The 13,484-nt window shown below is 50.5% G+C and carries 9 protein-coding genes; 6 read left to right on the top strand and 3 right to left on the bottom strand.

Annotated features, from left to right (window positions below; all coding sequences use genetic code 11):
- Positions 1-174 precede the first annotated feature (174 nt).
- Genes tsaB through rseP form a run of 6 tightly spaced genes read left to right on the top strand, consistent with a single transcriptional unit; the run spans position 175 to position 5,898 of the window.
- Complete coding sequence (gene tsaB / locus T360_RS0102490; protein ID WP_028911393.1) at positions 175-876, top strand: tRNA (adenosine(37)-N6)-threonylcarbamoyltransferase complex dimerization subunit type 1 TsaB; 702 nt, start codon at positions 175-177, stop codon at positions 874-876.
- A 35-nt stretch (positions 877-911) separates the two neighbouring features.
- On the top strand, positions 912-1,502 hold the full coding sequence (locus T360_RS0102485) for a DUF4290 domain-containing protein (protein ID WP_028911392.1): 591 nt from the start codon (positions 912-914) through the stop codon (positions 1,500-1,502).
- Positions 1,503-1,507: 5 nt separating this feature from the next.
- Positions 1,508-2,830 carry a UDP-N-acetylglucosamine 1-carboxyvinyltransferase gene (murA, locus tag T360_RS0102480; RefSeq protein ID WP_028911391.1) on the top strand — a complete coding sequence of 441 codons (1,323 nt, stop codon included), beginning with the start codon at positions 1,508-1,510 and terminating at the stop codon, positions 2,828-2,830.
- The gene (gene rimM, locus T360_RS0102475) at positions 2,827-3,336 is read left to right on the top strand and encodes a ribosome maturation factor RimM (protein ID WP_028911390.1); all 510 of its coding nucleotides are present in this window, start codon (positions 2,827-2,829) and stop codon (positions 3,334-3,336) included. The genes murA and rimM overlap by 4 nt, the downstream gene beginning before the upstream one ends.
- The gene (locus T360_RS0102470) at positions 3,333-4,490 is read left to right on the top strand and encodes a 1-deoxy-D-xylulose-5-phosphate reductoisomerase (RefSeq protein ID WP_028911389.1); all 1,158 of its coding nucleotides are present in this window, start codon (positions 3,333-3,335) and stop codon (positions 4,488-4,490) included. The genes rimM and T360_RS0102470 overlap by 4 nt, the downstream gene beginning before the upstream one ends.
- A gap of 22 nt (positions 4,491-4,512) precedes the next feature.
- Positions 4,513-5,898 carry an RIP metalloprotease RseP gene (gene rseP / locus T360_RS0102465; RefSeq protein ID WP_028911388.1) on the top strand — a complete coding sequence of 462 codons (1,386 nt, stop codon included), beginning with the start codon at positions 4,513-4,515 and terminating at the stop codon, positions 5,896-5,898.
- 112 nt (positions 5,899-6,010) lie between these two features.
- On the opposite strand, the gene T360_RS14460 is transcribed toward rseP, so the two are convergent.
- Genes T360_RS14460 through T360_RS0102445 form a run of 3 tightly spaced genes read right to left on the bottom strand, consistent with a single transcriptional unit; the run spans position 6,011 to position 13,463 of the window.
- The gene (locus T360_RS14460; RefSeq protein ID WP_081772660.1) at positions 6,011-8,230 is read right to left on the bottom strand and encodes a glycoside hydrolase family 2 protein; all 2,220 of its coding nucleotides are present in this window, start codon (positions 8,228-8,230) and stop codon (positions 6,011-6,013) included.
- 1 nt (position 8,231) lies between these two features.
- Entirely contained in the window at positions 8,232-12,854 is a 4,623-nt protein-coding gene (locus T360_RS16690) for an alginate lyase family protein (protein WP_081772659.1), read from the bottom strand.
- Positions 12,855-12,863: 9 nt separating this feature from the next.
- Positions 12,864-13,463 (bottom strand): hypothetical protein, encoded by a 600-nt coding sequence (locus tag T360_RS0102445; protein ID WP_155949355.1) that lies wholly within the window; start codon positions 13,461-13,463, stop codon positions 12,864-12,866.
- Positions 13,464-13,484 lie beyond the last annotated feature (21 nt).

Here is a 13,484-nt window from a genome sequence, read left to right as displayed (position 1 = left end):
CCTGCTCCCAAAAACCGTGAGTTAACTCAAAAGTCTTTCTGAGCTAATTCAAAAGTCTTTTTGAGTTAACTCACGTCATTTTGAGGGTTGATTCGTTAATTTCTGATAAAAAGGTGGCGGTTGATAAAAAAATGCGTACCTTTGCACTTTATTAAAATACGATTTTAAAAAAGTATGTCAACGATATTACATATTGAAACCAGCACGGATGTTTGTTCCGTAGCTGTTTCGGAGGATTCGCACGTCATCTTCCAGCAGGAGGATCATAGCGGTCCTAATCACGCTGAAAGTCTTGGTACCATGGTTGACGAGGCACTCTCGTTCACCGATAATCATGCCATTCCGTTTGATGCGGTGGCAGTGAGTTGCGGTCCTGGTTCTTATACAGGACTGCGTATTGGTGTATCGATGGCAAAAGGAATCTGCTATGGTCGCAACCTGAAGTTGATAGCTGTTCCTACTTTGGAACTGTTATGCGTACCAGTACTATTGAGAGAGATACCAGAAGAGAACGCCCTGCTCTGCCCTATGCTCGACGCACGCCGTATGGAGGTGTATGCCGGTATCTACGACAGAGCTTTGAAACCTGTTCGTGAGATAGGTGCCGACGTGGTGACTGCAGAGACCTACAAGGAATATCTGGACGAACGCCCTGTGTATTTCTTCGGCAATGGTGCCAAGAAATGCATGGAAACCATTAATCACCCCAATGCCCACCTGATAGAGGGCATCGAACCACTCGCCAAGTGGATGCAGCCATTGGCAGAGAAACGTCTGCTGAACGATCAGACCGAGGACGTGGCTTACTTTGTGCCTTACTATCTGAAGGACTTTGTGGCCAAGAAACCGAAGGACTTATTGAAGATTGAACGTTGAAGATTGAACGCTGAAGATTGAACATTGAACATTTTATGGATATAAAAGGATTAGATTACAACACACAGCGCGAGAAGCTGGTGATGTCGGAATACGGACGCGAGATCCAAAAGATGATTGAAGTGGCTTGCGAGTTGCCTACCAAACAGGAGCGACTGCAGTGTGCTCAGACCATCGTGAAGCTGATGGAGACCAAGAACCCTCAGTTGAGGGAGAACGACGACTATGAGCAGACCCTCTGGAACCATCTGTATCTGATGAGTCATAGAGAGTTGGAGATTGACTGGCCTTTCGACATCAGCGAAGCCGACAAGATTTTGGCCAAGCCCCAGCCCATGAAGTTGCCCAAGGACGGTGTACATCTGCGCCACTACGGCAGACTGGTAGAGGAGCTGTTCAAAAAGTTGAAGACCATGCCAGAAGGCGAAGAGCGTGATGTGTTGGTGAGATATACCGCCAATCAGATGAAGCGCGACCTGGCCCTGTTCGGACATGGTTCGATGGACGACGAGCGCGTGGCCAGCGACCTGGCTCGCTTTACCGACGGTGTTATCCAGATAGATCTGAACGCCTTCAGATTTGAGAAGGTGTCTCAGACAGACGAGAAAAAGAAGAAAAAGAAGTAACCTATATGGCATCATTTATCATCGAAGGCGGCCATCTGCTGCAAGGAACTATCACCCCACAGGGTGCCAAGAACGAAGCCCTGCAGGTTATCTGTGCTTCATTGTTGACAGAGGAAGAGGTGATTATCCGCAATATTCCCAATATACGTGATGTCAACAACCTCATCCAGCTGCTGCGTGATATTGGTGTACAGACCTCCCCCATCCCCTCCCAAGGAGGGGAGAATGCCTATTCCTTTAAGGCTGATGATCTGAACCTCGACTACTTGCAGAGCGACGAGTTCGTCAAGAAATGTGCAGAACTGCGTGGCAGTGTGATGATGATCGGTCCGCTGCTGGCCCGCATGGGAAAGGCAGTCATCACCAAACCAGGTGGTGATAAAATTGGTCGTCGCCGTCTGGACACCCATTTCCTGGGCTTCCAGAAGTTAGGTGCCACCTTCAACCGTGTGGAAGGTCGTGACGTCTTTGAGATTTCGGCTAAGGAGTTGAAGGGCTCATATATGTTGCTCGACGAAGCTTCGGTGACGGGTACTGCCAATATCATCATGGCAGCCGTGTTTGCCAAAGGCACTACTACTATCTATAATGCAGCCTGCGAGCCCTATCTGCAGCAGCTCTGTAAGATGCTGAACAGCATGGGTGCCCGTATCAGCGGTATCGCATCCAACCTGCTCACCATCGAAGGTGTGGAGCGCTTGCATGGCACCGACCATCAGATTCTGCCCGATATGATCGAGGTAGGCTCGTTTATTGGCATGGCTGCCATGTGTGGTGATGGCGTGCGCATCAAAAATGTAAGTGTAGAGAATCTGGGTATCATCCCCGATGCCTTCCGTCGCCTGGGTGTGAAAATCAAGGTTGAAGGCGATGACCTATGGGTACCACGCCAGAAGCACTATGAGATACAGTCGTTTATCGATGGTACCATCATGACACTTGCCGATGCTCCTTGGCCAGGTCTCACCCCCGACCTGCTGAGTGTGCTGATAGTAGTAGCCACCCAGGCTCGCGGCAGTGTACTGTTCCATCAGAAGATGTTCGAGAGCAGATTGTTCTTTGTTGACAAACTTATCGACATGGGTGCTCAGATTATCCTCTGTGACCCGCACCGTGCAGTGGTGGTGGGTCACGACCGTAAGATCACCCTTCGCGGTGGTCGCATGTCGAGTCCTGATATCCGTGCCGGCATCGCCCTGCTGATAGCAGCCATGAGCGCTAACGGTACTAGTCGTATCGACAATATTGAACAGATAGACCGTGGCTACGAGAATATCGAAGCCCGTCTGAACGCCCTCGGCGCGAAAATAACGAGAAGTGAGAAGTGATTAGACAAGAAGAAGTATATAAGATAGGTAAGCTGGGCAAGGCGCACGGCGTGAAGGGAGAGATCAGCTTTCTCTTCGACGACGACGTATTCGACCGTACCGATGCCGACTACCTGGTGCTCGATATGGATGGTATCCTTGTACCTTTCTTTATAGAGGAGTACCGTTTTAAGACCGACGATAATGCGCTGATGAAGTTTGAAGGCATCGATACTCAGGAGCGCGCTCGAGAGTTGACCGGCTGCGAGGTTTATTTCCCCCGTGAGATGGCCGAGGATGAAAACGAGCAGTTATCGTGGGCAGCCATTGTGGGCTTTGAGTTGGTGGATGCCAACACCGGTAAGACCGCAGGCAGAATTGCTTCGGTTGATGATGCCACCATCAATATCCTCTTTGAACTGGAAGACGGCAAACTGATTCCTGCTTCAGAAGAGTTGATTACCCAAGTAGATACAAAGAAACAACAAATAATAGTAAAACTGCCGGAAGGCATTTTAGAATTATGAAGAAACAAATAGCTATTCTCGGCTCTACGGGGTCGATAGGAACTCAGGCACTCGAAGTGATCGAGGAGCATAGCGACCTTTACGAGGTCTATTGCCTGACTGCTAATAATAAGGTAGAACTGTTGGCCGAACAGGCTCATAAGTTCAAGCCAGCTGCTATCGTGATAGCCAACGAGGCACGTTACGACGAACTGAAGTCGCTGATGAGTGATATGCCCGACGTAAAAGTATATGCCGGTGCACAGGCACTCAACGAGATAGTAGAAGCTGGTCCCATCAATATGGTGCTGACAGCGATGGTAGGTTTCTCTGGTTTGAACCCCACCATCCACGCCATCAAAGCTGGTAAGACCATCTGTCTGGCCAACAAGGAGACACTGGTTGTTGCCGGTGAGCTCATTCTGCAGTTGGCCCAGCAGTACCACACCCCTATCCTGCCTGTTGACAGTGAGCACTCTGCCATCTTCCAGAGTCTGGTTGGCGAGGATCAGAACCCGATTGAAAAAATTCTGCTGACAGCTTCTGGCGGTCCATTCCGTCTGAAGTCGATGGAGGAGATAGCCCACGTGACCAAGGCCGATGCCCTGCGCCACCCCACATGGGATATGGGTGCCAAGATCACCATCGACTCAGCGTCGATGATGAACAAGGGATTTGAGGTGATTGAGGCCAAGTGGCTGTTTGGTGTTGATGCCAAACAGATTCAGGTATTGGTTCACCCCCAGAGCATTGTGCACAGTGCCGTTCAGTTCCAGGACGGTTCGGTGAAGGCCCAGTTGGGTGTGCCCGATATGCGCCTGCCTATCCAGTACGCCTTCTCGTTCCCCCAGCGCCTGCACCTGAGTGGTGAGCGTCTCGACCTGTTCAAGGCCCAGCATTTGGAGTTCTTCGAGCCCGACTTGGAGAAGTTCCGTTGCCTGGCATTGGCTTTCGAGGCTATCGACAAGGGTGGTAACATGCCCTGTATCGTGAATGCTGCCAACGAGATTGTGAACCGTGGATTCCTGGAGGACAAGTGCGGTTTCCTGCAGATGGGCGACATCATCGCCGAGACCATGCAGCGTGCCACCTTCGATAAGAACCCCAGCTACGACACCTACATCCAGACAGATGCCGAGGCTCGTCGTATCGCGACAGAGTTGATGGGACGTTGAACATTGAATATTGAACATTGAAATGGAAATATTTTTAATTAGACTTTTACAATTCATGCTGGCCATTGGCCTGCTGGTGCTGCTCCATGAGGGTGGCCACTTCTTCTTTGCCAAGCTCTTTGGCATCCGTGTAGAGAAGTTCTATCTCTTCTTCGACCCCTCCATCTGGAAGTGGGACGGCAGTCTGTTTAAGTTCAAGCCCAAGAACAGCGACACGCAGTATGGTGTGGGCTGGTTGCCCCTGGGCGGCTACTGTAAGATTGCCGGAATGATTGATGAGAGTTTTGATACCGAACAGATGAAACAACCCGCCCAACCTTGGGAGTTCCGCAGCAAACCCGCCTGGCAGCGCCTGTTGGTGATGATTGGTGGTGTGCTGGTCAACTTCCTGTTGGCTCTCTTCATCTATTCAATGATTCTGTTCTACTGGGGCGACACCTATATCCCCACCAAGAACATGACCCTGGGTATGAAGTTCAACACCGAAGCCAAGCAGTATGGCTTTAAGGATGGTGATATTCTGGTAGGTACCGAGAACGGCGAGTTCAAGGACTTTTCTGCTGATATGTACCGTGCCCTGAGTGAGGCTACCCGTGCCGACATCATCCGTGATGGCAAGGAGATGAGCATCAGTCTGCCAGGAGACATCAACCTGTTGGGCATGCTTAAGGCAGAACCATCGTTTGTACGCCCCTTGATTCCTGCTACTGTAGATAGCGTCGCCGACAATTCACCTGCCGCACAGATTGGACTCAAAAAAGGTGATCAGATTGTGGGCATCAACGGCAAGCCCGTGGATAGCTATAATGAGTTTATCGACCAGCTCGGTGTGCTCGAGGATATGATGACCGATGCCAAGTCACAGGCCGACAGCTTGAAGATTCGCACCGCAACCATCATCTTCGCTCGCGGCGAAGCACAGGACACAGCCACCATCACCCTGACACCCGACCTGAAGCTTGGTTTCTTTGTGCAGACCATCGCCGGTCTCTACAAGCCCGTTACCAAGGAGTATGGTTTCTTTGAGAGTTTCCCCGCAGGTATTGCCTATGGTTTGAATGTGCTGAAGGGTTATGTAGGCGACATGAAATATGTGTTTACAGCTGACGGTGCAAAGTCGATTGGCGGTTTCGGAGCTATCGGTAGTCTGTTCCCACCCGTATGGGATTGGTATCTGTTCTGGAAGATGACTGCCTTCCTGAGCATCATCCTCGCCTTCATGAACATCCTGCCCATCCCAGCATTGGACGGTGGACATGTGCTGTTCCTGTTTTATGAGATGATTACCCGCAGAAAGCCATCAGAGACTTTCATGATCCGTGCCGAATATTTCGGTTTTGGATTGCTCATCCTACTGATGGTATTTGCCAACCTCAACGACATTCTTCGTTGGTTAGGTTACATGTAGTTTTTTGTATCAATAAGATACGAGAGTGATAGGTAATTTCAAACCATCACTCTCTTTTTCTTATCATCTTTCACAACAAAACAACTTGTTTTGCTATCTAAAATCTATTGTTTTACCTTGTAAAATGTATTGTTTTAGAGCACAAAACAAGTTGTTTTACTATCGAAGAAGTATGAGATAACCTTGCAGAAACTATCATTTTGCCCTTGATATCCACACGAATGGCAGCTCTGCCATTGGCAGCTTGGATGCGATAAGAACCAGTGTTGGTACCTTCGTTCTGATGCATCAAACCATCGCCAACCATCGAAAACTCCACCCAATCCTTTGAATCCAAACAAGGCACCCCATCTTGGTCGCATATCTGCGCTGTCACCAAACCATCCTGACAGGTCAGTTTAATCTGTGCAGGTGCGCCCCATTTGGCCGTTTGGTAGTCGCATGTGATCTCATCAGTCAGGCGCCCCGACACCGCACGGATGTGATTCTTCCCAGCCACAAACGGCACCATCCAATGAAAACCCTGTGCGGGATAATCGGTCAAAGAGCGCTGTTTCTTACCATACGAAACGCCGTTGACAAAGAGTTCCACCTCGGGTTCGTTAGAATATACCAGCACCTCTTTCTGTTCGCCCTCATTGCCCCAGCGGATAGGCCAGGTATGTCCATAGATATGCAGCATCGGTTTTTTCGACCAATAACTCTGAAACACATAATAGCTCTCCTTAGGTGTGCCATCGCGCTGGCAAACGCCCTTCTGATTTACATAGGGTATCGGGTTATTGGGGCGCAAGGGGGTACAAAAGTCCTTAAAAGTCCAGAAAGCCGACCCCGTCAGGTTGGGCATCTGTGCCTGTTCTTTCAGATGCCAGTCAAATAATCGCACCATATAACTCTCCGACCAATCGCCATTTCTGTCGCCAGCTTCTATGTCAAATCCGCTTTCTGCATGGCGCCCAGCATGACTGTCACCGCCCCATTCGGCATGTAAGAAACGCGGAAAACGGTTGATAGCCGTCTGTTCCATCTCGCGATAATCGGTAAACCTACGTGCATACCAACCGGCCCAGATGGAAGGCGAATATACATCCACGATGTCGGCACAGAAATCACAGCGCCGAATGGTAGTGAGGCGATTAGCATCCAACTGATGCGCCAAGGTATTCAGCGAAGTCATCAACCGTCGGATGCCCAGGGTGTCCACCTTCGTCCCGAAATCGCCCGGCCAGTCGTTCTCATTACCTAAGCCCCAGAGAATCACCGAAGGGTGATGGCGATGTTGCTGAATCATATTGGTCAGCATGCGATGCGCCTGTGCCTGATAGCGCTCGCCCCCCACTCCGCCTCGGCACCAGGGAATCTCTTCCCATACCAGTAAGCCCAGCGAGTCGCACAACTGTAGCACCAGATCATTCTGCTGATAATGTCCCAAACGGATAAAGTTTGCCCCCATATCCTTGATTTGTTGCATCTCACGACGAATCTGCTCGTCGGTCATGGCAGCCCCTACCCCGGCATGGTCTTCATGGCGGTGGGTACCATTGAGCAACAAACGGCGACCATTGAGATAGAACGGTCCATGCGTTTTAAACTCGAATGTACGCAATCCAAAATGTTTCTCTATCTGCTGCTCACCATAACGGATGCGAGCCGTATAGAGTTGGGGATGATCCACATCCCAAAGCACAGGCTTCCTAATGGTAATCGGTCGACGGTTGGTACCCTTAAACACGCGTTTGCCATCAGGCGCCATGATTTCTACCTGGAGTGGGTACTGCTGATCGATGACCACCTGGTTTCCACACACATCGATACGTACATCTTCGATATACTGCTTGGGCATATACAACAGATTGACGTGACGATAGAGGCCACCATAAAGACAGAAATCTGAGAGGTCCGAAGGTATCATCTGCACATCGCGACTGTTATCGCAGCGCACCACCACAGGCAGTCGGCCATTGCCATAACGTGTGATATCAACCGTCCAACGGTCGTAGCCACCCACATGTGTGCCAACCAGCATCGTATCCACATACACCTCGGTTTTCTGTCCTGCGCCTTCAAACTCCAGTAGCGTATACCCTCCAGGATACGGATTCGCAACCTGTAACGTGGTACGATACCAGCCCGCGCCCTGATAATATTTCACATCAGGGTTCACCCCATCGAGGGCATTATAGCAATGAGGCAGGTTTACCGACTGCCACGCATGAGCCGCATCCTGGCGTGCAAACTGCCAACCGGCATCAACACAAAGTTTAACCTGCGCGCTGGCAGAAGTCGCCAGCACACAGGCCGCAAGTATGAATCGAAAAGAATGTTTCAACATATTATAATCTCCTTATTTTAATACCCGACAAAGCAGTAACCGATGCCATAGGAATCACCAGACGGCTACCGGTATGATTCACAAAAAGTCTGCGTCGTGTAGCCACACCACCACCTCGTGCATCCTGTCGGCCTAACAGATAAGCACTCGACGATTGGGACTTGCGAGGTTCTACCAGCAACAGTTCAACCTCATACCGTCCAGTCGGCACGTCAAAGCAATAAGCCTCCATATTCTCGCGCATGGTCTGGTAGAGCGGTCCATCGGCCGTTAGCTGTATCTCCGTCTGCGTTTGAACGGCCTTACCGCCAATATATCCCCAGCCACCCTCGCTATAGGGCTGGTCGGGCAACCAAGTAAGTGCAGAGGCATCCGACTGGAAATAGCAGTTACTCCCCACATTCACAGCTATCTCGCCAGAAGGCTGTGCATAATTTACGATGGTCATATCCTCCACACCGTCAGCAACGGCATGCAATGTATTCCTGCCACAGGCAAAAGCCACATCAAACACGGTCTGATGGTTCTCAACCTTCTTTCTGCCTAACGAGCGGCCATTATGTATCAGCTCTACTTCCGACTGGTTTGAATAGACTTTCACAGGCATCACGCACTCAAACGAAGTACGTTCAGACCAGTCGCGTGTGGCAATGTGAACCACCGGTTTCGGCAACCATGAGGCTTGGAAGAAATAATAAATGTCCTTAGGCTTACGGTCGTTGGTTACCAGACCTTTATTGTTAATGCGGGGCATCGACTCATCACGATTGGCCGAAGCAAAATCGATGAAGTTCCAATAAGCAGCGCCACAAACATAGGGTGTTTGTTCTATCACAGGCAGGTAATGCTCGGCGTAACGCTGCTGGTATTCCATCGAGAAGTCGAACGCCACGGCATTGACAGGCTGATGCAGTCGGCGGTCGCTGCCTGCACCATACTCGCTCACGATGATAGGATGCGACGGCTGCTGACGATGCTGGCGATCCAGGAAGCGCTCAAAATCATGCATATCCGAACCATACCAACCCTGATAAAGGTTCCAACCCACCACCTGGGGGATATCACTCAAGCCCACCTTATTATAATCGTTGCTACCATGAAATGCCATCACGCTCACACGTGTCGGGTCTTCTTCACGAACGATATCCTCCAGGCGACGTGCCAATTGCAGTGTGCGCTGAATGGTAGCATCCAGTTGTGCCCCCTGATAACGGCGTTGCGTCTGCAACAGGATTTCATTCATATAGCCCCAGAGAATCACAGAGGTATGGTGCTTATGCTGACGAATCATCTCACGCAACTGACATTCGCAATTCTTGGCAAAGGCATCGCCTTCGGGTACGATATCCACCACAGGAATCTCCTCCCATACCAGCATACCCTCGCGGTCGCACATCTCCAACAGGGCCTCATCCTGCGGATAATGTGCCAGGCGCACAAAGTTCACGCCCATCTCCTTCATCAGTCGGAAGTCGCGACGATGCTGGTCGTCATCGAGTGCGATACCGAAAGGTTTCTGGTCCTGGTGAATACAAACACCATGTAGTTTATAGGGCTGGCCATTCAGCAGAAATCCCCGCTGGGCATCGAAAGCATACCAACGGATACCTACATAACGCTCCACGCGATCGAAAACCTCCTTACCGTCACCACGTTGAAGTGTGGTGACCACCTTATATAAGTAAGGTGTTTCGGGCGACCACAGTCGAGGCTGCTTGGGCAGGGGTAATTCCAGGCGGATACTATCTGCCGCCTGTTTTCTACTTTCCGATAGCAGATGTCCTTCGGCATCCAGCAATCTGGTCGTCACCTCACAGTCGGCAGCCCCAACCACCCTACAGTCAACAGTCACCTGACAAGTGTCGGCAGTCACGTTCACGCCATCCAACAGTTCAAAATGCTGTGGTGCCTTCTCTACCAGCCACACATCACGGTAGATGCCGCCCATAAAGGTAAAGTCAGCCGAGATGGGGGCAATGGTCTCATCCTGATTACCAACTTTTACCTGTAGCGTATTAGCACCTTCGTGCAGATAAGGCGTGAGGTTAAAGGCAAACGCCGTATAACCGCCCACGTGCTGGCCAACGGTATGTCCGTTAACCAGCACCTCGGCATGTTTAAAGGCCGCATCTATCTTCAGCCACGTTTCATGGTCGTTTCGCTCCCACATCAGTTGCCTCTCGTAAGTAAAAGTACCCTTTTGGTAGTCCTTCACCGTATAGGCATCGACATTCCACGTATGTGGCAGGTTAACGGGTGTTCCCTCGAATGTCCAACCATCGTTCAGGCTCCTCGTCGGCCAGTCAGCCGTCTGCCAGCCCGAGCGGTGCAGCGCCTCCAGGAAATAATAATCGGCATAGTTAATAGGCACATCAATCTCATCTTTGGCAGGATAGTTGCCTGTAGAATGTAGAAGCAGGAAGCCTTGCATGGTATTAGGTTCAGACCGATATCCTGACAACAAAGACGAGATGATTTTATCAGCGATACGCCGATATTGCTGAGCCTGTTGAGCATCAGAGTAAGTGGCCAGTTCATAGAGTCCCGATGCAAAGACAGCTGCCGCCGATGCGTCGCGAGGAGCATTGGGAATGGCAGGATCGCGCATATCCCAATAAGGTATCAGGTCGGTCGGCATCTGCTGCTGTCCAAAGAAGAAACGGGCAATTTTCTGAGCTTGGCGCAGATACGCCTCATCATGGGTATATCGATAGCACATGGTGAACCCATACAACCCCCACGCCTGACCACGACTCCACACCGACTCATCGAACAGTCCCTGATGGGTGATACGCTTGATGACCTTACCATTCTCGGGATTATAGTCAACCACGTGATACGACGAGCCGTCCTCACGGAAATGATTTCGCAGTGTGGTATTGGCATGACTCACTGCCATGTCGTAATAGCGCCGGTCGTTGGTGAGTCGCGACGCCTCGAACAGCAGTTCCAGATTAATCATATTGTCGATAATCACAGCAAACTGCCAACGGTCGGGCGTGCCCCAACTCCAGCTGCGGATACACCCCACCCGCTCGTTGAAACGCGTGGCAAGTGTCTTAGCCGACTGGATCACCACATCACGATAGGCCTGATCGCCAGTCAAGCGATAAGCCTGACCAAACGAATTATACATCATAAATCCCAGATCGTGCGTACCGCCATGATACTTCACGTTCTCAATCAGCCACGTGTTCTCTGCTGCCTTTTCACGCCAGAAATCATCTTTCGAGTACTCATACATCTGCCATAGCGAGCCAGGGAAAAAGCCCGAGCACCAGTCGCGCATGCCAACCAGACGCAAAGAGCCGTCTTTCTCCACACAGCGTGGCATCATCTTACTTTTGTCGGTCGCATGCTGTCGAGCAGCCTCGGTATTCTCCAGCAGGTAGCGCAACTGTGTGTCGGCAGCTGCAAAGGCATGATCAATGTTTCCTGGCCGATAATACAACAGGAAGAACCTATCGGCAAAATGCTTCACCACATGCTGCTGCGCCAAACGCAGATAATCAGAGCGTTTCGTATCCAACAGATACAAGCGATACAGGTCTTTGGCAAACAGGTTCTGCTTATAGTCCCACTCGCTAATCTGCTGATAAGGCCACTCCTGCACCTTCTTCCCTAAATACTTGGCCAGGAAGTCGGCAGCTTTCTCTAGCAGCGGAAGCGCTTCGGGCTGCATGCTGAACGATGCGGCGCGTGCTATCTGAAACACATCGATGATATGACTCAGGTTATACTGCGAATAGCCGAAAGCCAACGTGCGACGCAGTTCACGGGGCTGTTTGCCATCAGGTTCTATCTGCGCCACCATCCGCTTGGTAAAGAATTCACTCAGATACTGTTTCAATACCTTTTGATTATCCACATATCTGGCATAGGCTATCACCTGAACATCGCGCGCCGTAGAATGATTATTCAACTGCTGCCCTTCCTCTACACCTTGCTTACTGGTCAGTATCCAATTCAAGAACTGGGCAAACCAGCGCTTCATGCTTTTAGAATCGTTGACCGTAAACGCTTTTGAATGCTCTAACAATTGCACCGCATCCAGCATCTCTACAAAAGAGTAGCCATCAATCACCCCATAGCAGCGCCCCATACCGCCAAACTTACCTGGGATGGTTTGGGCATAGTTCAGATGAGGATTCATACGGGTGTGCTTATTGATAAACCACGCCCGCAACTGCTCGGTAGCTTTCTGGGCATAGCGCTCGTCGTTACTGAAGTACCATGCCAGCGCCAGGGTGGTTACACGTCCAGCCATCTCGGCCAGTTTGGGACGATCATAATGTTCGAGTTCGGGATTCGACTCGCCATCACGCACCACATAAGGCAATCCATCCGGTTCGTTGGGATCAGGCCAATAGTAGCGCGACAAACTCAGATAATCGTGTTTATTGCCACTCACAGCTGCTTTCTCCTTCATCATCACCGACACAGGTTCGGCAGTCATCAGCCTGTCGGCACTCCTTATCAGCTGGTGATAGGCCGTAGCATAGGCCGGCTGCTCCAGGCAGGATTTCACCTGGGCCAGGTGCGCGCTGTCCCAAATAGACTGCGCACCTGCCTCGGCAACTAACAAAACCAACTGTATGAATACAACTAACCTATTCTTTATCATACCAAGCAATTACTGAATAGTTACTTTCACCTTGTAGTTTTGTGTTAAGCAATGTACCTCGTACTGACTATTGATGTTGTTAGGCGTATAGATCACGCCATCGGTCGAGCCATTCGAGATTCTCACCTTACCATCGGCATCTACATCCTTCGGGTCGAAAGTAGTGATCGTTACATCGCCCTTGGCAACGTTAAGCGCCTTCAGGTAGATGTGCTGCACACGATGGTTGTTGGTTGTATCCGTGCCCGTAAGCTGCCATGTCATGGCGAAAGCACCTTTGGCGTCCTGCTGCAGTTGATGGCCATCAGCATCAACAATCAGGAAGTCGGTGCCCAGCGTCAGGGAGCTATCTACATAATAAAAAGCCTCAGCATCGAAAGCACGCGAGCCCGCACACCAGAACTGAACAGGTATCTCTACCGTCTGTCCCTGAGCTACGGTATAGCCCACACCATTGTTCAGTCGGCCCCAGTCTTCAAAGCCGAAGTAGAACACATTCTCTGTTTCGGGATTATCGTTTCCCCAGGCATCATCGCTACAGCTTGAGAGCGACATGCCCATGATCATTGTGCACAAGGCACAAGCAATTATATGATATATCTTTTTCATAAATAAGCTTCTTTTGAGTTT

It is taken from the genome of Prevotella sp. MA2016, from assembly GCF_000619825.1.
In the GTDB taxonomy this organism is placed as follows: Bacteria; Bacteroidota; Bacteroidia; order Bacteroidales; family Bacteroidaceae; genus Prevotella.
Note: the sequence above shows the minus strand (reverse complement) of the source record. Positions and strands in the feature narration are given on the sequence as shown.